The organism is Pseudomonas oplopanacis (assembly GCF_057128725.1).
On record NZ_JBSKHV010000002.1, the window covers coordinates 409,832 to 435,873 of the forward strand.

General features: G+C 59.2%; 27 protein-coding genes and 1 tRNA gene. 17 read left to right on the forward strand and 11 right to left on the reverse strand.

The features are described 5' to 3' along the window. Position 1 precedes the first annotated feature (1 nt). Positions 2–460 carry a tripartite tricarboxylate transporter TctB family protein gene (locus ACWKV5_RS06245; RefSeq protein ID WP_483840605.1) on the reverse strand — a complete coding sequence of 153 codons (459 nt, stop codon included), beginning with the start codon at positions 458–460 and terminating at the stop codon, positions 2–4. A gap of 58 nt (positions 461–518) precedes the next feature. Further along, positions 519–1,496: a Bug family tripartite tricarboxylate transporter substrate binding protein gene (locus ACWKV5_RS06250; protein ID WP_483840606.1), complete on the reverse strand. Its 978-nt coding sequence runs from the start codon at positions 1,494–1,496 to the stop codon at positions 519–521. A 394-nt stretch (positions 1,497–1,890) separates the two neighbouring features. Between ACWKV5_RS06250 and ACWKV5_RS06255 the strand changes: the two genes are divergently transcribed. Next, complete coding sequence (locus ACWKV5_RS06255; RefSeq protein WP_310271290.1) at positions 1,891–2,562, forward strand: response regulator; 672 nt, start codon at positions 1,891–1,893, stop codon at positions 2,560–2,562. Next, a complete protein-coding gene (locus ACWKV5_RS06260; RefSeq protein ID WP_483840607.1) occupies positions 2,555–3,940 on the forward strand; it encodes a sensor histidine kinase in 1,386 nt (461 codons plus the stop codon). The genes ACWKV5_RS06255 and ACWKV5_RS06260 overlap by 8 nt, the downstream gene beginning before the upstream one ends. 119 nt (positions 3,941–4,059) lie before the next feature. On the opposite strand, the gene ACWKV5_RS06265 is transcribed toward ACWKV5_RS06260, so the two are convergent. Further along, on the reverse strand, positions 4,060–4,881 hold the full coding sequence (locus tag ACWKV5_RS06265; RefSeq protein WP_483840608.1) for an HDOD domain-containing protein: 822 nt from the start codon (positions 4,879–4,881) through the stop codon (positions 4,060–4,062). A 34-nt stretch (positions 4,882–4,915) separates the two neighbouring features. Further along, positions 4,916–5,857 (reverse strand): CAF17-like 4Fe-4S cluster assembly/insertion protein YgfZ, encoded by a 942-nt coding sequence (gene ygfZ, locus ACWKV5_RS06270; RefSeq protein ID WP_483840609.1) that lies wholly within the window; start codon positions 5,855–5,857, stop codon positions 4,916–4,918. A 149-nt stretch (positions 5,858–6,006) separates the two neighbouring features. On the opposite strand from ygfZ, the gene ACWKV5_RS06275 reads away from it, so the two are divergent. Both ACWKV5_RS06275 and ACWKV5_RS06280 read left to right on the forward strand, forming a co-directional pair. Then, positions 6,007–6,261 (forward strand): FAD assembly factor SdhE, encoded by a 255-nt coding sequence (locus ACWKV5_RS06275; protein WP_007944081.1) that lies wholly within the window; start codon positions 6,007–6,009, stop codon positions 6,259–6,261. Continuing rightward, positions 6,245–6,697 carry a protein YgfX gene (locus tag ACWKV5_RS06280; RefSeq protein WP_483840610.1) on the forward strand — a complete coding sequence of 151 codons (453 nt, stop codon included), beginning with the start codon at positions 6,245–6,247 and terminating at the stop codon, positions 6,695–6,697. The genes ACWKV5_RS06275 and ACWKV5_RS06280 overlap by 17 nt, the downstream gene beginning before the upstream one ends. Here ACWKV5_RS06280 and nadB read toward each other — a convergent pair. Next, the gene (nadB, locus tag ACWKV5_RS06285) at positions 6,666–8,282 is read right to left on the reverse strand and encodes an L-aspartate oxidase (protein WP_483840611.1); all 1,617 of its coding nucleotides are present in this window, start codon (positions 8,280–8,282) and stop codon (positions 6,666–6,668) included. The two genes, ACWKV5_RS06280 and nadB, sit on opposite strands and share 32 nt — an antisense overlap. A gap of 557 nt (positions 8,283–8,839) precedes the next feature. Here nadB and rpoE point away from each other — a divergent pair. The 4 genes from rpoE to ACWKV5_RS06305 all read left to right on the forward strand — a co-directional run bounded on the left by rpoE (position 8,840) and on the right by ACWKV5_RS06305 (position 12,611). Further along, complete coding sequence (rpoE, locus tag ACWKV5_RS06290) at positions 8,840–9,421, forward strand: RNA polymerase sigma factor RpoE/AlgU (protein ID WP_007944079.1); 582 nt, start codon at positions 8,840–8,842, stop codon at positions 9,419–9,421. 30 nt (positions 9,422–9,451) lie between these two features. Further along, a complete protein-coding gene (locus tag ACWKV5_RS06295) occupies positions 9,452–10,039 on the forward strand; it encodes a sigma-E factor negative regulatory protein (RefSeq protein ID WP_027925537.1) in 588 nt (195 codons plus the stop codon). An 8-nt stretch (positions 10,040–10,047) separates the two neighbouring features. After that, positions 10,048–11,004 (forward strand): MucB/RseB C-terminal domain-containing protein, encoded by a 957-nt coding sequence (locus ACWKV5_RS06300; protein ID WP_483840612.1) that lies wholly within the window; start codon positions 10,048–10,050, stop codon positions 11,002–11,004. Positions 11,005–11,186: 182 nt separating this feature from the next. Continuing rightward, positions 11,187–12,611 (forward strand): DegQ family serine endoprotease, encoded by a 1,425-nt coding sequence (locus tag ACWKV5_RS06305; RefSeq protein ID WP_483840613.1) that lies wholly within the window; start codon positions 11,187–11,189, stop codon positions 12,609–12,611. A 74-nt stretch (positions 12,612–12,685) separates the two neighbouring features. Here the strand turns inward: ACWKV5_RS06305 and ACWKV5_RS06310 are convergent, their stop codons facing one another. Beyond that, positions 12,686–14,119: a M48 family metalloprotease gene (locus tag ACWKV5_RS06310; protein WP_483840614.1), complete on the reverse strand. Its 1,434-nt coding sequence runs from the start codon at positions 14,117–14,119 to the stop codon at positions 12,686–12,688. A 98-nt stretch (positions 14,120–14,217) separates the two neighbouring features. Between ACWKV5_RS06310 and ACWKV5_RS06315 the strand changes: the two genes are divergently transcribed. Further along, a complete protein-coding gene (locus ACWKV5_RS06315) occupies positions 14,218–14,457 on the forward strand; it encodes a sulfurtransferase TusA family protein (protein WP_027925533.1) in 240 nt (79 codons plus the stop codon). A 31-nt stretch (positions 14,458–14,488) separates the two neighbouring features. Beyond that, complete coding sequence (locus ACWKV5_RS06320; protein WP_483840615.1) at positions 14,489–15,559, forward strand: AI-2E family transporter; 1,071 nt, start codon at positions 14,489–14,491, stop codon at positions 15,557–15,559. A gap of 124 nt (positions 15,560–15,683) precedes the next feature. Here ACWKV5_RS06320 and ACWKV5_RS06325 read toward each other — a convergent pair whose 3' ends face one another. After that, on the reverse strand, positions 15,684–16,157 hold the full coding sequence (locus tag ACWKV5_RS06325) for a peroxiredoxin (RefSeq protein WP_123433867.1): 474 nt from the start codon (positions 16,155–16,157) through the stop codon (positions 15,684–15,686). Between the two features lie 10 nt (positions 16,158–16,167). Next, entirely contained in the window at positions 16,168–16,728 is a 561-nt protein-coding gene (locus ACWKV5_RS06330; protein ID WP_027925530.1) for a glycine cleavage system transcriptional repressor, read from the reverse strand. A gap of 326 nt (positions 16,729–17,054) precedes the next feature. On the opposite strand from ACWKV5_RS06330, the gene dapA reads away from it, so the two are divergent. The 5 genes from dapA (at position 17,055) to ACWKV5_RS06355 (ending at position 20,745) form a co-directional block, all read left to right on the forward strand. Continuing rightward, positions 17,055–17,933: a 4-hydroxy-tetrahydrodipicolinate synthase gene (dapA, locus tag ACWKV5_RS06335; protein WP_483840616.1), complete on the forward strand. Its 879-nt coding sequence runs from the start codon at positions 17,055–17,057 to the stop codon at positions 17,931–17,933. Between the two features lie 17 nt (positions 17,934–17,950). Then, entirely contained in the window at positions 17,951–19,066 is a 1,116-nt protein-coding gene (locus tag ACWKV5_RS06340; protein ID WP_483840617.1) for an NlpB/DapX family lipoprotein, read from the forward strand. Between the two features lie 4 nt (positions 19,067–19,070). Continuing rightward, positions 19,071–19,829, forward strand: a complete 759-nt coding sequence (locus ACWKV5_RS06345) for an MBL fold metallo-hydrolase (RefSeq protein WP_123433871.1) — start codon at positions 19,071–19,073, stop codon at positions 19,827–19,829. 28 nt (positions 19,830–19,857) lie between these two features. After that, the gene (gene purC / locus ACWKV5_RS06350; RefSeq protein WP_007944067.1) at positions 19,858–20,571 is read left to right on the forward strand and encodes a phosphoribosylaminoimidazolesuccinocarboxamide synthase; all 714 of its coding nucleotides are present in this window, start codon (positions 19,858–19,860) and stop codon (positions 20,569–20,571) included. Positions 20,572–20,655: 84 nt separating this feature from the next. Further along, positions 20,656–20,745: transfer RNA gene (locus ACWKV5_RS06355), tRNA-Ser, on the forward strand. A 140-nt stretch (positions 20,746–20,885) separates the two neighbouring features. Here ACWKV5_RS06355 and ACWKV5_RS06360 read toward each other — a convergent pair. After that, positions 20,886–21,176 carry a DUF3077 domain-containing protein gene (locus ACWKV5_RS06360; protein WP_483840618.1) on the reverse strand — a complete coding sequence of 97 codons (291 nt, stop codon included), beginning with the start codon at positions 21,174–21,176 and terminating at the stop codon, positions 20,886–20,888. A 588-nt stretch (positions 21,177–21,764) separates the two neighbouring features. Between ACWKV5_RS06360 and ACWKV5_RS06365 the strand changes: the two genes are divergently transcribed. Next, positions 21,765–22,097, forward strand: coding sequence for a hypothetical protein (locus ACWKV5_RS06365; RefSeq protein ID WP_483840619.1), 333 nt, complete (start codon positions 21,765–21,767; stop codon positions 22,095–22,097). Positions 22,098–22,126: 29 nt separating this feature from the next. On the opposite strand, the gene ACWKV5_RS06370 is transcribed toward ACWKV5_RS06365, so the two are convergent. Both ACWKV5_RS06370 and ACWKV5_RS06375 read right to left on the reverse strand, forming a co-directional pair. Continuing rightward, a complete protein-coding gene (locus tag ACWKV5_RS06370) occupies positions 22,127–22,732 on the reverse strand; it encodes a cupin domain-containing protein (RefSeq protein WP_483840848.1) in 606 nt (201 codons plus the stop codon). A 66-nt stretch (positions 22,733–22,798) separates the two neighbouring features. Further along, on the reverse strand, positions 22,799–24,760 hold the full coding sequence (locus tag ACWKV5_RS06375) for an oxidoreductase (RefSeq protein ID WP_483840620.1): 1,962 nt from the start codon (positions 24,758–24,760) through the stop codon (positions 22,799–22,801). Between the two features lie 216 nt (positions 24,761–24,976). Here ACWKV5_RS06375 and ACWKV5_RS06380 point away from each other — a divergent pair, with 216 nt between their 5' ends. After that, a complete protein-coding gene (locus ACWKV5_RS06380; protein ID WP_483840621.1) occupies positions 24,977–26,026 on the forward strand; it encodes an ABC transporter substrate-binding protein in 1,050 nt (349 codons plus the stop codon). The last annotated feature ends 16 nt before the right edge of the window (positions 26,027–26,042 follow it).

Here is a 26,042-nt window from a genome sequence, read left to right on the forward strand (position 1 = left end):
ATCAGTTCTCCAGAATATCGAGCACGCCCAAGGGCAGCGGGACGTCCATCAACTTGTCGAACAGCAGGTAAAGGCCGACGGCCATTAGCGTGATGATCACAATGCTGGGCACCCAGCGACCGCCGTACAGGCGCGCCATCGGAATGCCGATCAGGATGCTGGCGACGATGAAACCCAAGGGTTCGAAGGTGCCGGCAAACACCAGCAACAGCACCACGCACATGCCGATTTTGTTCAGGGTTTCGCGGTCCATCGGTGGTTCGTCAGCGTCGTGCTTGATCGCCGCAGGGCGAAACACCATGTACAACAGCGCCAGGCCCATCAGCCCGAGCATCAGCAGCGGAAAGGCTCGCGGCCCCACCGGTTCGTAGGAAAAAGCCGCTTGATACGGCCACGCCATCAGCGCCAGGCCAACACAGGCCAGCAACAGCACCGAAGCAAAAATGCGTTGTAAGAGCATGGGAAACTCCTGTGCCGCAGCCCCGCGAAACGAGGCCGCAGCCGCTAGACAGAGGCGATCACTGAATCAGGCCGAACTCTTTGGCCAGCACTTTGTAGTCCGCAACCTGCTTCTTCACGTAGGTGTCCAGCTCCGGGCCGGTCATGGCGAACGGGAACAGTTCACGCTGATCGCGCAGCTTGGCAAAGTCTTCGGACGCCAGCAGCTTGTCGAAAGCGTCTTTCCACCAGGCGTAGTCTTCGTCGCTGACCTTTGGCCCGAGGTAGAAACCGCGAACCACCGGCCAGACGATGTCGTAGCCTTGCTCTTTGGCGGTCGGGATGTCTTTCATTTCCGGCTCGTCCAGGCGCTTCTCGGCGAACACGGCCAGCAAGCGCATGTCGCCGCTCTGGATGTGCGGCATGGAGTCGGAGATGTCGGTGCTGCCGACCTGGATGTGGCCGCCGAGCAGGGCGGTGGCGATTTCACCGCCGCCTTCGAGGGCGACGTAGCGCAGGTCGCGCGGGTTGATGCCGGCAGCCTTGGCGATCAATGCGGTTTGCATCCAGTCTTGGCTGCCGACGGTGCCGCCGGAACCGATCACCACTTTGCTCGGGTCTTTCTTCAAGGCTTGAACGAGATCATCCAGGGTCTTGTAGGGCGAATCGCTTTTCACAGCGATGGCGCCGTAACTGGTACCGACGGCGGCCAGCCAGCGCACGTTGGTTTCATCGAAACGGCCGAACTTGCCTTGCGCCAGGTTCAGCAACGAACCGCTGGACCACGCCACCAGCGTGCCGGCGTCGGCAGGGCGTTGAGCGACCACTGCGTTGTAGGCCACAGCGCCAACACCGCCGGGCATGTAGGTCACGCGCATCGGTTTGGTCAGCAGCTTTTCGTTGACCAGCGCGCTCTGCGCCAGTTTGCAGGTGAGGTCGAAACCACCACCCGGGGAGGCCGGGGCGATGCATTCCGGACGTTTGGGTTCGGCCATCAATTGACCGGCGAACAGCATGCAGCTGGCGGCGAGGGCGAAACGGCGCAGTGATCGATTCATTATTGTCTCCACGGGAGTTTTTGTTTTTGGGGATGTTTCAGGTGCGGCGGTTTCGCGTCGTGCAGCCGACAACGGCGCTGGCAAGCATAAACGACGGGATTCTGAAGGAAAGGTGGGGCGGGTAAGCCTGAAGCTGTATGGACAGCATGGTGCAGTACCTCGTTTTATTGTTCTTATTGGCGAAAACGCGTCATGGCGTTTTTCGGGAGCTACATTTCAAAGCACGATTGGAGGGTCGGCAGTCGAAACCCTCCGTGGGGCGACTCTAACGGCCCAACCTTTCACTAACCTTTCAGCAGGCTTTCACGGTTTTCGGGCTTCACAGCAGCGGATGCGGCTGTAAACTCCGCGCCAAAGAATGGCGTCGACCATCCCCTGAATGAGGTAAAGATCCATGCGCGTTCTGCTCGTCGAAGACCATTTGCAGCTGGCCGAAAGTGTCGCCCAGGCGCTCAAGAGCACCGGGTTGACCGTGGACGTGCTGCACGATGGCGTGGCCGCAGACCTGGCCTTGAGCAGCGAGGAATACGCCATGGCCATTCTCGACGTCGGCCTGCCGCGCATGGACGGTTTTGAAGTGCTCGCGCGCTTGCGTTCCCGGGGGAAGAACCTGCCGGTGCTGATGCTGACCGCGCGCAGCGACGTCAAGGATCGGGTGCATGGCCTGAACCTTGGCGCTGATGATTACCTCGCCAAACCCTTTGAACTGACCGAGCTCGAAGCGCGGGTCAAAGCCTTGTTGCGCCGCAGTGTGCTGGGCGGTGAACGTCAGCAGCGCTGCGGCGTGCTGGCCTATGATCTGGATACCCGACGCTTCAGCCTCGGTGAAGAATTGCTGACCCTGACCTCCCGCGAACAGGCGGTTCTCGAAGCGCTGATCGCCCGGCCCGGTCGAGTGATGAGCAAAGAGCAACTGGCCTCCCAGGTGTTCGGCCTGGATGAAGAAGCCAGCCCTGATGCCATCGAAATCTACGTGCATCGCTTGCGCAAAAAACTGGATGGTCAACCGGTCGCGATCGTGACCTTCCGCGGCCTTGGTTACTTGCTGGAAAGCCGCGATGCATAAGCCCAGCAGCCTGCGCTGGCGGTTGCTGTGGAACCTCGCGTTGTTGCTGGTGGTGTTAATGCTGGCCAGTGGTTTGAGCGCGTACTGGAATGGTCGCGAAGCCGCCGACACCGCCTATGACCGCACCCTGCTGGCATCGGCGCGAACCATTGCGGCGGGTGTCACCCAGCGTGACGGCACGCTCAGTGCCGACGTGCCTTACGTCGCGCTGGATACGTTTGCCTACGACAGTGAGGGGCGAATTTTTTACCTGGTCAATGACATCCACCAGAATCTGATTTCCGGTTACGAAAACCTCCCCGCGCCACCGCCGGGAACACCGCGTACCGATGACTACCCGGCGCTCGCACGGTTTTACAACGCCACGTATCGCGGGCAGAACGTGCGGGTGGTCAGCCTGCTCAAACCGGTCAGCGAGCCGAACATGAATGGCATGGCGGAAATTCGCGTGGCGGAAACCGATGAGGCACGGGTCAGCATGGCGCGCAGTCTGGCGGCGGACACGCTGCTGCGGTTGGGCATGCTGGCGATCGGTGCGCTGTTGTTGGTGTGGTTCGCGGTGAGTGCGGCGTTGCGTCCGCTGGAGCGCTTGCGCACGGCGGTGGAAGAGCGCCAGTCGGATGATCTGCGGCCATTGCCGTTGGTGGAAGTGCAGCACGAGTTGTGGCCGCTGGTGCGGGCGCTCAATCACTTTACCGAGCGGTTGCGCGGGCAGTTCGAGCGCCAGGCGCAGTTCATCGCCGATGCTGCCCATGAACTGCGTACGCCACTGGCAGCGCTCAAGGCGCGGCTGGAACTTGGCCTGCGGGCGAGTGAACCCGAAACCTGGCGCAGTACCCTGGAAACTGCAGCCCAGGGCACGGACCGATTGACCCACCTGGCCAATCAATTGCTGTCGCTGGCACGGGTCGAAAACGGTGCCCGGGCCATTGCCGAGGGCGGCGCGCAGTTGCTGGATTTGAGTCAGTTGGCCCGCGAGTTGGGCATGGCCATGGCGCCACTGGCTCACGCGCGCGGCGTGGCCCTGGCACTCGAAGCGGACGAACCGGTGTGGCTGCGTGGTGAGCCGACGCTGCTGAACGAACTGCTGAGTAATCTGGTGGATAACGCGTTGGCCCATACACCGTCGGGCGGCAATGTGATTCTGCGGGTCACGGCACCGGCGGTGCTGGAGGTCGAGGATGACGGGCCGGGAATTCCGGTGGATGAGCGGGACCGGGTGTTTGAGCGCTTTTATCGGCGCAATCAACAGGTCGCCGGGTCGGGGCTGGGGCTGGCGATTGTGGGCGAGATCTGCCGCGCGCATCTGGCGCAGATCAGTCTGCATGATGGTGAGACGAAGGGGTTGAAGGTTCGGGTGAGCTTTATTGCGGGGTAGTTTTGTATTGTCTGGACTTGTCTCTTCGCGAGCAGGCTCGCTCCCACAGCGGATCTTCGGTGTGACAGAGATCTATTGTGGGAGCGAGCCTGCTCGCGAAGGGCGCGACGCGGTCTGAATCAATAAAACATCGACCGCGATTCTTCCAGATCCTTGATCACCGCATCGTTTTCCAGATCAATCCCAAGCTTCTTGAAGGAAGGCACGCTGGTCAGGTCGAAACGGGCAAGCGGGTGGTCGCTGTCCTTGTGGCAATACAGACTGGCCACTTGCACCAGATCCACATAATCAATCCGCTCGGACTCACGCTTGAAGTCCAGGTATTGCCCTGGCACCTTCACCAGTTTCTCCGGAAACTCCCAGACCCTGAGCAGTTTGTCGCCAATCAGGGGGTGAATGTGGTCGATCACATGGTTGAGGCTGATCGGGTCGGACAGCAGTTCATAGTGATCTTCGGCGTAGGTCAGAATCGGCAACACGCCAATCTGATGCACCAGCCCACCGAGGGCGGCCTGATCGGGTTTGAGTTGTGTGTAGCTGCGGCATAGCGCATAGCTGACCCCGGCGATTTCCAGGCTTTTGCGCCAGACATCGCGCATCTTCTGCTGCACCACCTCGGAGCGGGCGTGGAAAATCTGTTCCATCACCAGGCCGATTGCCAGGTTGCTGCTGTAGTTGACGCCCAGGCGCGTGATCGCCGTGTGCAGGTCGTTGACTTCTTGAGTCGCGCGCAGCAGTGGGCTATTGACCACTTTGATCAGGCGCGCCGATAACGCCGTATCGCGGCCGATCACTTTGCTCAGGGTGCTGACACTGATTTCCGGATCTTCGGCGGCCTTGCGAATCTGCATGGCCACTTCCGGTAATGTTGGCAGAACCAGGTCATCGTTATCGATGGCCTCAACCAAATCCTGTTGGACCTTTTCCGCCAGATCGCTCATTTCGTTTCTCTAGGTGTTGCCACAAATGCTGCGGTTAACGCTGGATCTCGCGATCGCGGTCCAGTGAGTAAGGCAGGTCGAGCAAGTTCAGGGCTGGTCCTTCGAGAGTGCCGAGATGAATGTCGCCACCCTCGGCTGCTTCGGCTTGCAGCACGGCCAGGAGTTCAATGTTTTGTTGCGCGTTGGCAGCCAGCACCACTTCGCCGATGGAACTGCCATGGCTCGGGGAAAACAGCGGTGTGCCAGGGGCGGGTAGTTCGTTGGCGTCCAGGGTCAGACGGTACAACCGGCGCTTGAGTTTGCCCAGGTACTGCATGCGCGCGACGATTTCCTGGCCGGTGTAGCAGCCTTTCTTGAAGCTCACGCCACCGACGGCTTGCAGGTTGAGCATCTGCGGGATGAACAGTTCGCGTGTCTCTGGCATGACCTGACCGATCCCTGCGCGGATCTGGCCCAGCAGCCATTGATTCAGACTGCCTTCGGTCAGCAGGGCGGACAGCTTGCCCTTGATGGCGTCGGCCTGATCGGCGGCGACCCACAGTTCAGCGCGATCAGGTGAGACACGGATGGCGATCAGGCCTTCGTGACGCACGACACTGTCGGTGTCAGCCGGCAACGCCAGACCAAGGCTGCTCAGCGCGGCATCGCCATGATCGACGCCGAAGCGGACCCAGGCAGCGCTTTCGTCGGTCAATTTGGATTTGGAGAACACCGCGTACTTCTTCAGGTCCGCCAGTTGCGCTTCCAGCAGTTCGGTGGCCATGGCCATTACCACTCCGTCGCCTTCCAGCAGGATGCGGAAACTCGACTGCATCCGGCCTTTTTGCGTGCAGCGGGCGCCAAGGCTGGCCTGGGTTTCACTCAGGTAATTGAGGTTGCAGGTCAATTGGCCTTGCAGGAATTTGCCGGCATCCGCGCCGCGGACCGCAAGAACGCCTTCGTGAGACAGGGTGCAGAAAAAAGCAGAATCGGCCATGGGTCATCGCAGGATAAAGAGTCTGGGGGACATCATAAGGGGGCGCCCGTGAAATGGGTAGTTCACAAAAGGTCGGCAGTGCCCGACCAAAGCCGACTGTTCGACGAGGCGCGGGGCTGTATACTTGCCGCCTATTTGAGGAGCGCTCCATGGTCGAAGATGTTGAACTGAATCGCCTCTACTGGCACAGCCGCCGCGGCATGCTTGAGCTGGACGTGTTGCTGGTGCCGTTTGTTAAAGAAGTCTACCCGCACCTCAATGATGTCGACCGCGATTGCTACCGCAAGCTGCTTGAGTGCGAAGACCAGGACATGTTTGGCTGGTTCATGGAACGCGCCGAATCGGAAGATCCGGAGCTTCAGCGCATGGTTCGCATGATCCTGGACCGTGTCCAGCCCAAGTAATACGTTCGAATGCCGCTGGCATGCCTCACGGCAGTTGCTGGCGGCGTATCTCCTGGCCCAGCTGTTCGCGCTGGGTTCGTTATTTCTTCTGTCTATACCGGTCTGGGCCAGTGTGCTCGGCGCTTTTTGCTGTCTGGCGCATGGCGTTTGGGTATTGCCCCGTCAGATTCTGCTGACACACCCGCAGGCATATCGCGGCTTGCGTCGCGATGCCGAGGGCTGGCAGTTGTGGAATCAGGCGCGGGGCTGGCAACCGGTGCAGCTGCGACCGGACAGCCTGGCGCTGCCCTTGATCGTGGTGCTGCGGTTTCGCTTGCGCGGCGAACGGCGGGTCCAGTCGATTTGCGTGCCCCGCGACTCGCAGGCGGCGGATATGCACCGACGCCTGCGGGTTCGACTGACGTTCAGTCGACGTAGGTGGGCGGCACCAGAATAGTGTCCAAGGCAACCGGGAGCATATCCGGGTAGTCGAGGGTGTAATGCAGGCCCCGGCTTTCCTTGCGCTCCATGGCGGACTGGATCATCAGTTCTGCCACTTGAGCCAGGTTACGCAATTCGATCAAATCGCGGCTGACTTTATAGTTGCTGTAGAACTCGTCGATCTCGTCCAGCAGCAGCCGCACGCGGTGTTGCGCTCGCTGCAAGCGTTTGTTGGTACGCACGATGCCGACGTAGTCCCACATGAATCGGCGCAGTTCATCCCAGTTGTGCGCAATGATCACGTCCTCGTCAGAATCGGTGACCTGGCTCGCATCCCAGATGGGCAGGGCGGCTGGAATTGCCACGTGCGGCAACTGTTCAAGAATGTCCGCCGCCGCCGAACGGGCGTAAACGAAGCATTCCAGCAGCGAATTACTGGCCATGCGGTTGGCGCCGTGCAGGCCGGTGAAGCTGGTTTCGCCAATGGCATACAACCCTGGCACGTCGGTGCGACCGCTTTGATCGACCATCACGCCGCCACAGGTGTAGTGCGCCGCCGGGACCACCGGGATCGGCTGCTTGGTGATGTCGATGGAAAATTCGAGGCAGCGTTCATATACGGTCGGAAAGTGCGTCTTGATGAACGCCTCGGGCTTGTGGCTGATGTCCAGATAGACGCAATCGACACCCAGGCGCTTCATTTCATGGTCGATGGCCCGGGCAACGATGTCCCGTGGTGCCAGTTCTGCGCGCGGATCGAAGCGCTGCATGAAGCGTTCGCCGTTAGGCAGCTTCAGTTGCGCACCTTCGCCGCGCAGGGCTTCGGTGATCAGGAAGCTTTTTGCCTGCGGGTGGTAAAGGCAGGTGGGGTGGAACTGGTTGAACTCCAGGTTCGCCACCCTGCAACCGGAACGCCAGGCCATGGCAATGCCATCTCCGCAGGCGCCGTCGGGGTTGCTGGTATAGAGGTAGACTTTGGCCGCGCCACCGGACGCAAGGATGACGAACCGTGCGCCGTAGGTGTCGACTTCGCCGGTCCCGCGATTGAGTACGTAGGCGCCGAGGCAGCGGTCGCCTTCCAGGCCGAGGCGTTTTTCGGTGATCAGGTCCACTGCGACGCGTTGTTCCAGCAGTTCGATGTTGGGCCGTTGCCGGGCCTGGAACAGCAGCGTTCTGAATATCGCGGCACCGGTGGCATCGGCAGCATGGATGATGCGCCGATGGCTGTGGCCGCCTTCGCGGGTCAGGTGAAACTCGAACCCGCCATCTTCGGTACCGGATTGTTCATCGCGGGTAAACGGCACGCCTTGGTCGATCAGCCATTGAATCGCCTCTTTACTGTGCTCGACGGTAAAGCGCACGGCGTCTTCATGGCACAGGCCACCGCCGGCGTTGAGGGTGTCATCGACGTGGGACTCAACGGTGTCGGAGTCATCCAGCACGGCAGCGACGCCACCCTGGGCCCAGAATGTCGAGCCGTTGGCGAGGTCACCTTTGCTCAGTACCGCGATGCGCAAGTGACCGGGCAGGGTCAGCGCAAGACTCAAACCGGCAGCGCCGCTGCCAATCACCAGAACATCGTGTTGAAACTGTTGGCTCATTTCAGGATTCCGCTCAAAGCGACCCGGGTCGGGGTTGGCGCAAGACTGCTGGAACGGCGAGTCAAGTCGGCCACACAGCCCACTAGTATATAGAGGGGGGGAGCGGCACAATACCCGAGCGCATATGGCATTGTGAAACTACTGTGACGGGAAATACTCGACGCTTCGTCGGATGGTTTTTTGACCGAATCGACGACAAGACGACTGTATCGTCGATTTAACAGTATTTTTCCATTCACGGTTGCACAATGTCGGCGCCGTCTGGTTATAAATAATGGAACTTTTGCCAAAGGCCCAAGATCAATAGACGGTTGCCTGATTCAAGGAACAGTGTCGGCTTCAGGGCAGGATCTGCAGTTTGATCCTTGCTGGCGAATCCGACGACAAGATTATTCGCGCAGCCGGGTAACCCGCGCTGCGCTTTTCGTGCGTGCCAAATCAGAGCCCGCAGGAAACTTGCTTGGAGGGGGAGAACTTTTGCGAAAAGCCCGAGTCTATGTTTGCAAGTCTGGTCGTTTAGTTATGCAAGCTTCCTCCGAGCTTATCGAGGAGTGTTCATGCTAACCCAGGAAGAGGATCAGCAGCTGGTCGAGCGCGTTCAACGTGGCGACAAGCGAGCTTTCGATCTGCTAGTGCTGAAATACCAGCACAAAATTCTCGGGTTGATCGTGCGTTTCGTGCACGACACCCATGAAGCCCAGGATGTGGCGCAGGAAGCCTTTATCAAGGCGTACCGAGCCCTTGGAAATTTTCGCGGAGACAGCGCGTTTTATACGTGGCTTTACCGCATCGCCATCAACACGGCGAAAAACTATCTGGTTTCACGCGGCCGTCGGCCGCCGGATAGCGATGTCAGTTCCGAGGATGCAGAGTTCTACGATGGCGATCATGGCCTCAAGGATCTCGAGTCGCCAGAACGTGCATTGCTGCGGGATGAGATCGAAGGCACCGTCCATCGGACCATCCAGCAACTGCCAGAAGATTTACGTACGGCTTTAACTTTACGTGAATTCGATGGTCTGAGTTACGAGGACATTGCGGCCGTCATGCAATGTCCGGTGGGTACCGTGCGCTCCCGGATTTTCCGCGCTCGGGAGGCCATCGATAAAGCCCTGCAGCCGTTGTTGCAGGAAAACTGAGACAGCGGCGACAGCCAAGAGAGGAACGCCATGAGTCGTGAAGCCCTGCAGGAATCGCTGTCCGCAGTGATGGATAACGAAGCGGACGAACTGGAATTGCGTCGGGTATTAAATGCCTTTGACGATGTTGAAACCCGTGAAACCTGGGCCCGTTACCAAATCGCTCGGGCAGTCATGCACAAGGACTTGCTGCTTCCACGCCTGGATATCGCTGCGGCAGTGTCTGCTGCGTTGGCCGACGAAGCCGTACCGGCAAAAGCCTCCCGTGGTCCATGGCGCAGCCTGGGTCGCCTGGCAGTAGCCGCCTCGGTAACACTGGCTGTACTGGCCGGCGTTCGTTTGTACAACCAGGACGAGATCGCTGGTGTCGAACTGGCTCAGCAATCCAATCAACCGGGTCTGGCCGTTCCTCAGGTCAAAGGTCCAGCTGTATTGGCAGGCTACAATGAGAGTTCGGATGCCACTGGCCCTATGGCCAACGGTGTATTGCAAGGTCAGCCAGGCTGGCACGATCAGCGTCTGCCAAGCTACTTGCGCCAACATGCTCAACAAGCTGCGCTGAAAGGCACTGAAAGTGCTCTGCCTTACGCTCGTGCAGCAAGCCTGGAAAACCGCTAAGGAGGATCATGCGCGCCATACCTCTACTTTCGCTTCTGCTCGCAGGCTGGTTTGTCGTACCAGCCCACGCTGATGAAGCCCAGGACTGGTTGACCCGTCTGGGCCAGGCCGAGCAACAGCAAAGCTTTTTCGGTACATTCGTTTACGAGCGTAACGGTAGTTTTTCTACCCATAACATCTGGCATCGCGTCCAGGATGGCAAAGTCCGAGAGCGTTTACTCCAGCTCGACGGCTCCGCACAGGAAGTCGTGCGCGTTGATGGGCATACTCAATGCGTCAGCGGCACCCTGATAGCAGGACTGGGTGACTCACCCAATTCCGCTGCTCGTGCACTGGATCCACAGAAGTTAAAGAATTGGTATGACCTTGCCGTCATCGGCAAGTCGCGTGTGGCTGGGCGTGCGGCAGTGATTGTTTCGCTGACGCCACGTGATCAGCATCGATACGGTTTTGAGCTCCATCTGGACAAAGAAACCGGCCTGCCGCTCAAGTCATTGCTGCTTAATGACAAAGGGCAGTTGCTGGAGCGATTCCAGTTCACCCAACTGGACACCGCTGACGTGCCGTCTGACAAGGACTTGCAGGCGGGCGAAGATTGCAAGGCTGTCACCCTAGACAGCGACAAGGCTTCCGCCGTCAAGGCTGCACAGGTTTGGCATTCGGACTGGTTACCACCCGGTTTCGAGTTGACCAGCAGCAGCGCTCGCAAGGACCCGGAGACCAAAACGCAGGTCAACAGTCTGATGTATGACGACGGCCTGGCGCGTTTTTCGGTGTTCCTTGAGCCATTGAATGGCGCAACTGTGACGGACACCCGCACACAGTTGGGCCCCACCGTTGCTGTATCCCGCCGTCTGACCACGCCTCAGGGCGAAATGATGGTGACGGTGGTCGGTGAGATCCCGATAGGCACCGCTGAACGGATTGCGCTGTCCATGCGCACCGATGCCACTGCAACCAAGTAGTGAGCCATTGTCGAAATGTTTGGTGAGCATTTCAATTTGCAAAAAATCCTGAATGTTTCTATAGGTCAGAGCCTCACGGCTCTGGCCTTGTTTTGTTGTTCCCGGAACAAAAATACCGGCGTATTGTTCCCGGTGTTCCTTGCTCCATATCGCTTAACCATGCTCGTCGTAACGGGAGCCGTATGTCGATACCTCGCTTGAAGTCTTACCTTTCCATTTGTGCCACCGTGCTGGTGCTCGGTCAGGCGGTCACTGCGCAAGCGGTTGAGCTGCCTGATTTCACCCAGTTGGTCGAGCAGGCCTCGCCTGCCGTGGTGAACATCAGTACCACTCAGAAACTGCCGGATCGCAAAGTGTCCGGGCAAATGCCCGACCTTGAAGGCCTGCCGCCAGCGCTGCGCGAGTTCTTCGAGCGGGGCATGCCTCAACCGCGTTCGCCGCGTGGTGATCGCCAGCGTGAAGCCCAGTCCCTGGGTTCGGGGTTCATCATTTCGCCTGATGGCTACATCCTGACCAACAACCATGTGATTGCCGATGCCGATGAAATCCTCGTGCGTCTGGCTGATCGCAGTGAGCTGAAAGCCAAACTGGTCGGCACTGATCCACGTTCCGACGTGGCGCTGCTGAAGATTGAAGGCAAGGACCTGCCAGTGCTTAAACTCGGCAAATCCCAGGACCTGAAAGCCGGCCAGTGGGTGGTTGCCATCGGTTCGCCGTTCGGTTTCGACCATACTGTGACGCAAGGCATCGTCAGCGCCATCGGGCGTAGCCTGCCAAACGAAAACTATGTGCCGTTCATCCAGACCGACGTGCCGATCAATCCGGGTAACTCGGGTGGTCCGCTGTTCAACCTGAATGGCGAAGTGGTCGGGATCAACTCGCAGATCTACACCCGCTCCGGGGGCTTCATGGGCGTATCGTTCGCGATCCCTATCGATGTTGCCATGGACGTTTCCAATCAGCTCAAAGACGGTGGCAAAGTCAGCCGTGGCTGGTTGGGTGTGGTGATTCAGGAAGTGAACAAGGACCTGGCCGAATCGTTTGGTCTTGAGAAACCGGCCGGTGCGCTGGTTGCTCAGATCCAGGACGACGGTCCGGCTGCCAAGGGTGGCCTGCAAGTTGGCGACGTGATTCTGAGCATGAACGGTCAGCCGATTGTCATGTCTGCCGATTTGCCACACCTGGTAGGCGCACTGAAAGCGGGTGCCAAGGCCAATCTTGAAGTGATTCGCGAAGGCAAACGCAAGAACGTCGAACTGACGGTCGGCGCGATTCCTGACGAAGGCAAAGAGCTGGATGCAATGCCTAAGTCCGGCGTTGAAATCAGCAGCAATCGTTTGGGTGTCTCCGTTGCCGAACTGTCCGATGAACAGAAGAAAACCTACGACCTCAAAGGTGGTGTGGTGATCAAGGAAGTTCAGGACGGCCCTGCCTCGCTGATTGGCTTGCAACCAGGTGACATCATCACTCACCTGAACAACCAGGCTATCGGCTCCAGCAAGGAGTTCACCGAGATTGCCAAGGCGCTGCCGAAGAACCGTTCGGTCTCGATGCGCGTTCTGCGTTCGGGTCGTGCCAGCTTCATCACCTTCAAACTGGCTGAATAAACCGGTTGTTGGCTGAATAAAAAACCGCCTCGAAAGAGGCGGTTTTTTTGTGCGCGCAATTTACAACTGAACCGTCAGCCCATCATGTCCTTGATCATGCGTTCCTGCTCCATCAGTTCACGCTGACGTGCATCGATACGCGAAGACAACGGGAAGTTGCTGCCAGCCTTACGCTTGGCGAAATCCAGTTGCTGAATGGCCTGACGATAGTCGCCGACCAATGCAAAGTACTCTGCGCGAGCCTGATGCAGGCCGATGATGTTGCCCGACAGACCGCGAGTCTCGGCCACCTGATACCACACGTCCGGATCGTCCGGGCGCGACTTGAGCAGGCCTTCCAATGCCTTTTCAGCATCGGCGGTGCGGTTCTGTTTCAGCAGCAGATCGACACGCACCTGATTCAGCGGATAGTTGCCGGGGTATTGCGTGAGCAACCGGTCGACGCGTGATTGAGCATCCGGCAGGCGATTGTTGGTGATGTCCAGATCGACTTCCGCCAGGTTATAGATGATCTCGTTCGGCGCCTTGGCCAGCAGCGGCTTGAGGTTCTCCCGAGCTTCATTCAGCTGGCCACCCTTGATCTGGGCGATTGCCAAGCCATAACGCGCGACGTCGTTTTTCGGGTTTTCTTCGAGCAAGGCACGGAAGCGCTTGGCGCCCAGGCCCGGGGTTTCTTCGTAGAATAACTGGACGCGCGCGCGAATCAGCTGATAACGCAGGGTGTCTTCGATGCCGCCTTGCGGAGCCTGTTCGGCGCGGTTGCGGGTGTCGGCGATACGCGATTCGGTAACCGGGTGAGTCAGCAGGAATTCCGGCGGCTTGGCGTCAAAGCGGTACTGGCGCCCCAGGCGCTCGAACATGGTCGGCATCGAGCGTGGGTCGTAACCGGCTTTTTCCAGATTGACGATGCCGATGCGGTCGGCTTCCTGCTCGTTTTGACGCGAGAAGCGTCGCTGTTCCTGAATCGCCGCCGCTTGCGTACCCGCAATGGCTGCGATCCCGGCGTCGCCGGCACCGGCTGCCGCAATCACGATCCCGGCCAGCAGGGCGGCCATCATCGGCACTTGCATGCGCTGCTGCGCTTCAATACCACGGGCAAAGTGGCGTTGCGACAAGTGAGCCAATTCGTGAGCCAGTACCGAGGCGTATTCGCCCTCGGTCTGCGCATTGAGGAACAAGCCGCCGTTGACCCCGACAATCCCGCCCGGCGCCGCAAAGGCGTTGAGCTGTGGGCTGTTGATCAGGATGAACTCCAGGCGCCGGTCATTGACCTGGCTGGTTTCCACCAGTCGGTAAACGCTGGATTCGACGTAGTCCTTGAGCTGCGGATCGTTGAGCTGCGCAACCTGGCTGCGCAACAGCGCCAGCCAGGCACGGCCCAACTGGTATTCCTGTTGCGGCGAGACGATGGCAGAACTGGCGTCGCCGAGTGACGGCAGGTCGTCGGCAAAGCCCGGTGAGGCGAGCAGGCAAGCGAGCGTCAGCAGGGTAGGGCGCAAAAAAGTCATGCACAAAGCCTTAGTCGACAAAGACCTTACTGTAGCCGGACACTTGGCTTGCGACCAGATATTCTAGGCAACTCAACCACCAGACCCGGAGTGAAACAATGACCGACGCTGTAGAGCATGACGTCGAACTGGACGCCAGCGGCCTGAATTGTCCGTTGCCGTTGCTCAAGGCCAAGCTGGAGCTCAATCGCCTGGCCAGTGGCGCGGTGCTCAAGGTGATCGCCACGGACGCGGGTTCGCAGCGTGACTTCCGCACCTTTGCCCGATTGGCCGGTCATACGCTGCTTCGCGAAGAAGATGAGGCGGGTGTTTACCGCTACTGGCTGAAAAAAGCCTGAAACCTGCTGCGTTCGTTTCTAAGGAATATTGATGTTCAAGGTGTTACGCGACTGGATTCAGCGCTACTTTTCCGATGAAGAAGCCGTGGTGCTGGCGGTGCTGCTGGTGCTGGCATTCACCGCCGTGCTCACCTTGGGCGGCATGCTCGCGCCGGTACTGGCCGGGATGGTGCTGGCGTACCTCATGCAGGGCCTGGTGGCCACCCTCGAACGCTTGCGCATGCCCGGTGGCGTCGCCGTGGGGTTGGTCTTCGCGCTGTTCATGGGGGCACTGCTGGTCTTCATGATTGTGTTGGTGCCGCTGCTGTGGCATCAGCTCATTACGTTGTTCAACGAGTTGCCGGGCATGCTCGTCAAGTGGCAGTCGCTGTTATTGCTGCTGCCCGAGCGCTATCCGCATCTGGTGTCCGATGAACAGGTGTTGCAGGCCATCGAAGTGGCGCGGGGCGAGATCGGTAAATTCGGCCAGTGGGCGCTGACGTTCTCGCTGTCGAGTCTGCCGCTGCTGGTGAACATCATGATCTACCTGGTTCTGGTGCCGATCCTGGTGTTTTTCTTCCTCAAGGACCGGGAGATGATCGGCCAGTGGGTGCGCGGCTACCTGCCCCGTGAGCGGGCGTTGATCACCCGCGTCGCTCATGAAATGAACCGGCAGATCGCCAATTACATTCGCGGCAAGGTCATCGAGATCTTCATCTGCGGTGGGGTCACCTACATCGGATTCGTCGTGCTGGGGCTTAACTACGCCGCGCTGCTGGCCTTGCTGGTGGGCGTGTCGGTGGTGGTGCCTTACGTCGGTGCCGTGGTGGTGACCGTGCCGGTGATGCTGATTGCGCTGTTCCAGTGGGGGTGGAGCGATCAGTTCATCTATTTGATGGCGGTCTACGGGATCATTCAGACGCTGGATGGCAACGTGCTGGTGCCGTTGCTGTTTTCGGAGGCGGTCAACTTGCACCCGGTCGCGATTATTTGCGCGGTGCTGTTGTTTGGCGGGTTGTGGGGATTTTGGGGGGTGTTCTTTGCGATTCCGCTGGCGACGCTGTTCAAGGCCGTGCTGGATGCGTGGCCGCGCAAGGAGCCGGAAGTCGCGCCGCTGCTTTAGTACTTCAGTGAGGCTGATGGCCTCATCCCGAGCAAGCTCGGTCCCACATTTGATCTGTGTGAATACAAAACCAATGTGGGAGCGAGCCTGCTCGCGAAGGCGTCCGAACAGGCGCCGAAAAAAATCAGGCCTTATTCAAAGCCTGAGCAGCCGCCAACACCGCATCCACATGCCCCGGCACCTTCACGCCGCGCCATTCCTGACGCAGCACACCGTTCTTGTCGATCAGGAACGTGCTGCGATCAACGCCCATGTATTCCTTGCCATACAACTTCTTCAGCTTGATCACATCAAACTGCTGGCAAAGCGCTTCTTCCTTGTCGCTGATCAGCTCGAAGGTGAACGCCTGCTTGGCCTTGAAGTTTTCGTGGGACTTGAGGCTGTCACGCGACACGCCGAACACTTCGGTGTTGGCCGCTTTAAACGCCTCAAGCTGATCGCGAAAGCCCTGACCTTGAGTGGTGCAACCCGGCGTGCTGTCCTTGGGATAGAAGTAGATCACCACTTGCTTGCCTTTAAGGCCCGCGAGGCTGACGGTCTGTCCATTGGTGGCGGGTGCTTCGAAGTCGGCAACCGGTTGGTCGATGGCAACGGCCATGAAAGCTTCCTTACATTGGGTTTTGTGGGCGCCACGGTTCGATCAGGGCATCCAGATTCAGCGCGTCGGCGAAATCCAGGAACTGATCGCGCAGCCAGCTGATCTGTACGCCAGCCGGCAAGGTCACGGTAAATGTGGCATTGAGCATGGTGCCGCCGGTTTGCGGCGCCTGATACGTGTCACAGGTCAGGTTTTCCAACTCGACGTTGTGGTCCATGAAGAACTGGCACAGCTCATTGATGATGTCCGAACGGTAGGCCGAGCTGACATAAGCCACATAAGGCAGCGCCTGAGGACGGTTCTCCAGGGCCGCGCTGCGCACCACATTGACGGTGAACGCATGCTTTTTGGAGAGGCTCGGCAAGCTGCCTTCCAGACGCGCCAGGGCGTCCCAGCTACCGGAAATCTCAAGGATCAACGCACTGCACTCGCCATGACGGGTCAGGCGGGAAGTGACCACGGCGCAGCGATTTTCATGGCTGGCGCGGCACAGGACGTTAGTCAGCTCCATGGGGTTGGCGCCGAGGGCACTGATGACAAGGAATTGTTCGCGAACTGTGGGGGTGGACATGCAGCATTCCTAAAGCGATGAGCGGTCGGTACGTCTAAGGGCTTTTTTCCGGGAACAAGCCTGCGGATGCGAATTCAGAAAACCCGAGCCACAAGTTGCAACGTGCTCCAGTGAGGCCGGAGCGAGGGGTGGCAACGCTGGATCGGGGCTTGTGATGCCGTAAATGGAGGCTGGAAACTGGCGTACGAGCTTATCAGTACCGATCAAAGTCTGAAGGGTAGCGAAAAGCAACGCCAAGGGGAATGGCGGCAGCGCAGTACTTTGCTTGTGCAAGCATCTTGGCGCCAGTACCATTACCGCTCTCTTTTTCCGGCAGGAGCGGTTTCATGATTGCGGGCAGTATGGTGGCACTGGTCACACCCATGGATGCACAAGGGCGTCTTGACTGGGACAGCCTCAGCAAACTCGTGGACTTCCATCTTGAAAACGGCACCCACGCCATTGTCGCGGTCGGTACTACCGGCGAGTCGGCAACCCTCGACGTAGACGAGCATATCGCGGTCATCAAGGCCGTGGTCAAGCAGGTCAATGGCCGTATTCCGGTGATCGCCGGTACCGGCGCCAATTCGACCCGCGAAGCCGTCGAACTGACCCGCAACGCCAAAGCGGCCGGCGCCGATGCCTGCCTGCTGGTCGTTCCGTACTACAACAAGCCGACTCAGGAAGGCTTGTACCAGCACTTCAAACACATCGCTGAAGCGGTCGACATTCCACAGATCCTCTACAACGTTCCTGGCCGCACCTCCTGCGACATGCAGGCCGAGACCGTGATTCGCCTGTCCACCGTGCCGAATATCATCGGTATCAAGGAAGCCACCGGCGACCTGAAGCGTGCCAAGGCAATCCTTGATGGCGTGAGCAAGGACTTCATCGTGCTGTCCGGCGATGATCCGACCGCTGTCGAGCTGATCCTGCTGGGCGGCAAAGGCAACATCTCCGTCACCGCCAACGTCGCCCCGCGCGAAATGGCCGACCTGTGCGAGGCCGCGCTCAAGGGCGATGCCGAGACTGCACGGGCAATCAACGAAAAATTGATGCCGCTGCACAAGGACCTGTTCATCGAAGCCAACCCGATTCCGGTGAAGTGGGCTTTGGTCGAAATGGGCCTGATGCATGAAGGCATTCGCCTGCCGCTGACCTGGCTGAGCACACCTTGTCATGAAACGCTTCGCTCGGCCCTGCGCCAGTGCAGCGTCCTGGTTTAATTGAGGAAGTACAACGCATGAAGCGAATGGCCGGACTTTCCGCACTTGCCTTGATTATCTCCAGCACCAGTGGCTGTGGATGGGTCTGGGGCCCGGAAGGTTATTTCCGTGACCGTGGTAGCGACTACCTGGAAGCGCAACAGACTGCACCGATGCAATTGCCACCGGATGTCACCACCGCCAAACGTCTGGATCCGCTCCTGCCGATCCCGCGTAACGTGGCCGATGACACCGCCAAGGGCGAATACATCGTTCCTCGTCCGCAGCCGTTGTCGGCGTCGGCCGATGCCAGTGCCTACTCCCTGCAGAAAGTCGGCGATTCGCGTTCGATCCTGGCGCAGAACCCTCCGGCCGAAGCCTGGCCAGTGGCTGTGCAGTTCTTCCAGGACAACGGTTTCCGTCTGGATGAACAAAAGCCGCAAACCGGCGAATTCACCACGACCTGGCAGCATTCCGACGAACTGTCGGCAGCGATGGCTAAACGCCTGAGCGCCGCCGGTGTCGCCACCGACAGCGAAACCCGCGTGCGAGTGCGGATCGAGCCGGGCGTGCAGCGCAACACCAGTGAAATCTACGTGGTCAGCGCCGAGCGTCCTGCCGGCAGCACCGCCGATGTGGACTTCACCAACCGTTCGGTCAACACCGGCCTGGACGCAGCACTGGTCGACGACATGCTCGCGAGCATGAGCCGCATTTCGGAGAAGGGCGGTTCGGTCTCCATGCTGGCTTCGCGTGATTTCGATACGCCAAGTCGTATCAGCCTGAGCGAAGACGGCAGCGGCAACCCGGTTCTGAACGTCGGCAACGACCTCGACCGTGCCTGGTCGAGCGTCGGTCGTGCGCTGGAGCAAGGCGAATGGCGCGTTGAAGACATCAACCGCAGCCTGGGCCTGTACTACATTAACCTGTCCGAGAAAGCCGAGAAGAAAGACGAGAAGCCTGGCTTCTTCAGCAGCCTGTTCGGCAGCGCGCCGAGCAAGGAAGAAGTTGAAGCCCGTGCCGAGCGTTATCAGGTTCGCCTGAGCAAGGTCGGTGAAAACGTCCAGGTGACCGTCGAGAAAAACATCAACACCGTGGCGCCGGCAGACGTGGCGCGTAAAGTGTTGAGTGAGATTCAGGACAAACTGGGCTGATCACATGCGTTTTGCCGTTCTCGGCAGCGGTAGCCAAGGGAACGGCACGCTGGTAGCCAGCGATGACACGTACGTGCTGGTGGATTGTGGTTTCTCCCTGCGGGAAACCGAAAAACGCCTGCTGCGCCTGGGTGTGAACCCTGCGCAGTTGAGCGCGATACTCGTGACCCACGAACATGCCGATCACGTGCATGGCGTGGGTTTGCTGTCTCGGCGCTACAATCTGCCTGTCTACCTCAGTCGCGGGACCCTGCGCGGGATGCGCAAACCGATTGAACCGGCTGGCCTTCTGGCTGGCGGCGAGCAACTGCAGATCGGCGCTCTGAGCATCGGCGTCATTGCCGTGGCCCACGATGCACAGGAGCCGACGCAATACGTGTTCAGCGACGGTGAGCGGCGCTTCGGCCTGCTGACCGACCTGGGCTCGTATTGCAACACGGTGCTGGACGGCTATCGGGACCTCGATGCGTTGATGATCGAGTCCAACCATTGCCGTGACATGCTGGCTCGCGGTCACTACCCGTACTTTCTCAAGCAGCGGGTGGGCGGTGAACTGGGACATTTGAACAACCACCAGGCGGCATTCCTGGTGTCTGAGTTGGGCTGGCAAGGCCTGCAACACCTGGTCCTGGCCCATCTGAGCAGCAAGAACAACCTGCCGCAGCTGGCCCGGCAATGTTTTGTCGACACCCTCGGGTGCGACCCCGACTGGCTGCAACTGGCCGATCAAGATTCAGGGCTCGACTGGCGACACATCGCCTAGCCCACCTACTTAGCAAGCGGAGCCCATCATGGAAAAACGTGAAGAACTCTACCGCGGCAAAGCCAAATCGGTTTACAAGACCGACGACGCTAACCGCTTGATCCTGCTGTTTCGCAACGACACCTCGGCGTTCGACGGCAAGCGCATCGAGCAGCTCGACCGCAAAGGCATGGTGAACAACAAGTTCAACGCCTTCATCATGCAGAAACTCGAAGCCGCCGGCGTGCCGACCCAGTTCGACAAACTGCTGGGCGACAACGAATGCCTGGTGAAAAAACTCGACATGATCCCGGTCGAGTGCGTCGTGCGTAACTACGCCGCTGGCAGCCTGGTCAAGCGCCTAGGCGTCGAAGAAGGCATGAAGCTCAACCCTTACACCTTCGAACTGTTCCTGAAGGACGACGCCAAGGGCGACCCGTTCATCAACGAATCCCACGTCGTGGCCTTCGGTTGGGGCACCGCCGAGCAACTGGTTCGCATGAAAGAACTGTCGCTCAAGGTCAACGAAGTCCTGAGCAAACTGTTCGACGACGCCGGCCTGCTGCTGGTCGACTTCAAACTCGAATTCGGCGTATTCCACGACGGCTCCATCGTCCTGGGCGACGAATTCAGCCCGGACGGCTGCCGCCTGTGGGACAAGGCCACCGGCAAGAAAATGGACAAGGACCGCTTCCGTCAGGGCCTCGGTGACGTCATCGAAGCCTACGAAGAAGTCGCCAATCGTCTGGGCGTACCGCTTTAATCGACGCAAGCATCTGATAGCACAGAATTATTTTGCGTTAGGGGGTTCGCTTCCGGCAAAAGTGTTGTTATGATGCGCGCCGTTGGAGAGATGCCAGAGTGGCCGAATGGGACGGATTCGAAATCCGTTGTACCTTCACCGGTACCTAGGGTTCGAATCCCTATCTCTCCGCCATTACATAGAAAAAGCCCCGTAGCTGAAAAGTTACGGGGCTTTTTCGTTTCTGACGATTCGCTCAGGGCATTTTTAGCTGCGCTTTCAACCAGAGTTGGAAGCCCCTGATATCTCGGGCGAATACTCTGAGTGGCGGGGCACTAACTTGCTGTCTTTTCACTCGTCCGAACAGGCCGTGGCGAAACAGCCTTCACCACATCATCGATCAGCGCTTTTCCCATCGAAGTCAAATAGTGCGCAGCCCAAGCATGACGGTCGGTGTCTTTTGCATAAGCTGCATCCTCTGCGAGCGCCTTCGCCAAGAACAGGAAGTCCGAGGCCTGTGCCAATGCAACACTGATGGGCACGCCCGCGCTGACGTGGAACATTGCATTGTCTGAGCAATAAATGGGGGTGAAGCCGATGGTTTTTGCTTCCGTTGGTTCGCTCATTTGCCACCTCCATTGATGCGGAGGTGAAGGCGACGAAGCGGAAAGCTATGTTGTGCAGAGCAGCGGTGAGCGAAAGGATGATTTTTAGACGGATTTATTTTGTTCATTATCAGTTCCCTTGATTTGAGGAACTACCACTTAGCCGTCTCAAAAGCTTGGGTGGCAGCCATGCGTGGTGTGAGACCCGGCAATCAAGGTAACCGGTAGGCCCGAAGGCCTTCCACGCACAGCCGCCATAAAACCGTATCGCAGTCGAAAAAAACACCGCGATGGGTTCTGTGGCGCTTTGCGCCTTGATTGGTACCCGGGGTCTCACGCCCGATCGCTGAATGTGCAGCGACGTCTGGAGAGTATCCCGACGTAGGAATGACCAACAAGGAGGTAACTTGCCCAAAAGCAGAGCAAACGTACCCTCTTACGCAACTCTCGGATTTTGCCTACAACTTCATCAAGAGTCACTCGGATAGTCGGGTAATCGTGCAACACAAAAAAGCCTGAATGCCAAAACAGGAAGCGACTGCTCGAAGGCAAATCCCCGTCATTAGCTATCATGCAATACACACCAAATATCCGGATGACGGAGGACGCATGAACAGATGGCAACGGCTTTGGTTGTCTGTGAAGTTGATAACAGCCGTAGCGGCCTGTGTAGCCGCCGGTGTTCAGGCCTTCTTTTACATGATGGACAGCACCGACGCCTCCCGAATACACCCGTTGAGTATTCTGGTCGCCGGGCTGATTTTCGGCTTCATCACCTTCGGGCTTCTCTCATTCATTGAAGAAGGTATACGGCGACTGTTAGCCCCATTGTTCACCGCCAAACCCCAACCTCAAGCGAACCCCGATACCGATTCAGAGCTGGTAGCGCAGCCGCCGCTCATCCTGTCTGCGGACGATTCAGCTCAACAGAAGGGCCTGTGAGCTGACATTCGACAGCCAACGCCAAATGCTCAAAACGTAGGCGGCGTAACCACCCAAATCACCACCGCATCCACATCCCCCGGATTCCCATACCGATGCGGTTCCTGGCTGGAAAAACTAAAGCTATCCCCTTCACCCAGCAAAAAATGCCGTTCCCCGACCCACAACTCAAAACTCCCCGACAGCAAATACCCAGCTTCTTCGCCTTCATGGCTATAACTCTGCTGGCTATAAGTCCCCGGCGGAAACCGCGAGTGCAGCATCTCCAGCTGTCGATTCGGTTGCGGCGTCAGCAAGTGATCAACGATGCCATCTTCGTAATGCACGCTCATCCGGGTGTTTTTACGCACGACGATGCCGTCATCTTCCGGCGCTGTTTGCGTTTCGCTGGCGAAGAACCATTGAATGGTCACGCCCAGGCTCCGGGCGATGTTGAACAGGGCCGGGATGGACGGGTAGGCGAGGTTGCGTTCGAGTTGGCTGATGTACCCCGCTGTCAATTCGCTCATCTGCGCCAGTTCGGCCAGGGTCATGCCCCGGCGTTTGCGCAAGCCTCGAATCCGCGTGCCGAGAAAGTGCGGTTCCGCCGAAGGCGTGGCGCTGTCCTGTGTGGGCGCGCCGTTGGCAGGCTGCATTTTGCTGCTGTTGCTCATGGCGTGCTCCAAACCGGGATCTGTCAAAACCCCGGAGTATAAACAGCCTTAAAGCTCCCAGGCGACTTTCAAACCCTCGTAGATGGCTTCTTCGGCGGTGCGTGGGGCGAGGCAGTCGCCGATGCGGCGAAACTCCACCAGGCCTTGCAGTTCTGCGCCGAGGGTATCGACCGGTTGATGGCCCTGGCAGAGCACCAGGGTGTCGATGTTTTCGAACAGCATCGGCTCGCCGCTGGCGGTGTGTTGCAGGTAGACGGTGTTGTCGTCGCAGCCATACAGGCGGGCGTAGGGAGTGATCGGGATGCCGAGTTTATGCAGTTCGCCGGCCAGTTGATCGCGCACGTACAGCGGCAGGTTTTCCCCGCAATGGGTGCCGTTGACCGCCAGTTGCACTTGATGCCCGGCACGAACCAGGCGTTCGGCGATGCCGGGGCCGATCCAGTCGCAGCGCCAGTCGACCACCACCACGGAACGGCCGATTTGTACCTCGTCGCGCAGTACTTGCCAGGCGTCGACCACCTGCAGTTCGCCGCCGCGCTCGAACGCTGGCCAATAGGGTTCGGCACCGGTGGCGACGATCACCATGTCTGGTCGTTCGCGCTCCACCAGCGCCCGGTCGACGCGGGTGTTGCGCACGACGCGCACGCCGGCCAGTTGCATTTCCCGTTGCAGATTGGTGCTGGCGCCGCCAAATTCAGCACGTTTGGGTAACAGTTGCGCGAGCAATACCTGGCCGCCGAGTTGTGAGTTGGCTTCGTAGAGGGTCACGTCGTGTCCGCGCTGGGCGGCGACAGCGGCAGCCTTCATGCCGGCGGGACCACCACCCGCGATCATGATGCGTTTACGTTGCTTCGCCGGTTGCCGTTGGCCGAAGATCAGCTCACGCCCGGTTTCCGGGTGCTGAATGCAGGAGATCGGCAAGCCTTTGTGAAAGTGGCCGATGCACGCCTGATTGCAGGCGATGCAGGCGCGCACATCTTCGACGTGGCCGGTGTCGGTTTTGTTGGGCATTTGCGGGTCGCAGATCAGCGCGCGGGTCATGCCGCAGACATCGGCCTGACCACGCGACAGGATCAATTCGGCTTCCTGCGGTTGGTTGATGCGCCCGGTGACGAATAGCGGAATCGACAGGCCGGCCTTGAACGTTCCGGCCTCTTTGGCCAGGTACGCGGCTTCAATCGCCATCGGCGGCACGATGTGCACCGCACCGCCCAAGGAGGCGGAGGTGCCCGCGACGATGTGCACGTAATCCAGCAGCGGTTGCAGCAATTGCACGGCCGACAAGGATTCGTCTTCGGTCAGCCCTTCGGGATCGCGTTCGTCGGCGGAGATGCGCAGGCCGATGATGAAGTGTTCATCGGTGTTGGCGCGCACGGCGGCGATCACTTCGCGCAGAAAACGCAGGCGTTGTTCCAGTTCGCCGTTGTAGCCATCGGTGCGACGGTTGACCCGTGGGTTGATGAATTGCGCCGGCAGGTAACCGTGGCTGGCGACCACTTCGACGCCGTCGATTCCCGCCTGATACAAGCGCCGGGCCGCGGCCCCGTAACCGGCGACGATCTCGTCGATCATCGTCTGATCCAGCGCTCGCGGCATCACCCGGAAGCGTTCGTTGGGCACCGCCGAAGGCGAATACGCGACGGCCAGCAGGCCATCGCTGGACTCCATGATTTCCCGGCCCGGATGGAAGATCTGCGACAGCACCACGGTGCCGTGTGCGTGGCAACTGTCAGCGATTTTTCGATAGCCCTCGATGCACGCGTCATCGGTCGCCATCAACACGTGCGAGGTGTACCGCGCGCTGTCATGCACCCCGGCCACTTGCAGCACGATCAGCCCGACACCGCCTTCGGCGCGCGCGGTGTGGTAGGCGATCAGTTGCTCGTTGACCAGGTTGTCGGTGGGCATCGACGTGTCGTGACCGCTGGACATGATGCGGTTTTTCAGGCGTTTGCCCCGCAGCTGCAAGGGTTCGAACAGGTGTGCAAAAGCGACGGAAGAGGACGGCATGGTGCGGGTACTCCAGGCAGGCTGAAGCCGAAAGGCCGGGTTTTCGGCGTTGTTATTATTTGCCTATAGAAATTTACCTTCAGTAAAAAATCAACTTGTTTTTTTACTGGTGCTCGCAGTAGATTCATTTGGCGCCCGCACCTGAGGCGAACCTCACAACAATAAAAATGGGTCACGGCGGCGTTGGTCGCGTGGCACCTGCAAGAGGAACCACTGATGAAATCGAACACGCTCAAGCACGGTTTTTATCCCTTGATGCTGTCCCTGGCCATGGGCCTGGGCAGCGCTCAGGCAGCACCGGACATGGTGGTGGTAGGTTACGGCGGTGCCGGCCAGAAAGCCCAGGATGTGGCGTTTTTCCAGCCGTTCAGCGTCGCGGATCACAGCAAGCTGATCCAGAGTGAATACAACGGCGAGATGGCCCGGATCAAAGTGATGGTCGACACCGGCAATGCCGATTGGGACGTGGTGCAGATCGAAGGCCCGGACCTGATGCGCGGCTGCGATGAAGGCATGTACGAGAAACTAGACTGGAGCAAACTCGGCCGCGTCGAGCAATTGATACCCGATGCGGCACAGGCGTGCGGGTCGGCGGCGCTGGTGTGGAGCGTGGCGATTGCCTACGACACGCAGAAGCTGGCGCAGGCCCCGACGTCATGGGCGGATTTCTGGGACGTGCAGAAAATCCCCGGCAAGCGTGGCCTGCGTAAACGCGCGGTGTACAACCTGGAATTCGCCTTGTTGGCCGACGGCGTAAAAGTCGAGGACGTGTATTCCGTGCTGAACACTCCGCAAGGTGTCGACCGTGCCTTTGCCAAACTCACTCAGCTCAAGCCTTACATCCAATGGTGGGAGGCCGGCGCGCAACCGGCGCAATGGCTGACGGCCGGGGATGTGGTGATGACCTCGACCTACAGCGGACGTGTGGCCGCCGCCGCGCAAAGCGGTAGTCACCTCGGGCTGGTCTGGCCGGGCAGTCTGTATGGCATGGATTATTGGGCGATCATCAAGGGCTCGAAACATGTCGATCAGGCCAAACGCTTTATCGCCTTCGCCAATCAGCCAGATGCGCAGGTCAAGTATGTCGAGCAAATCCCTTACGGCCCGACCAATACCGAAGCCGCCGCCAAACTGGACAGCAAACTCGCGCAATGGGTGCCCACCGCGCCGCAAAACCTGAAGGGCGCGCTGTCGATGGACGTGGCGTTCTGGGTGGATCACGGTGAAGAACTTGAAGAGCGCTTCAACGCCTGGGCCAGCAAGTAATCGCAAGCGGCTGGAC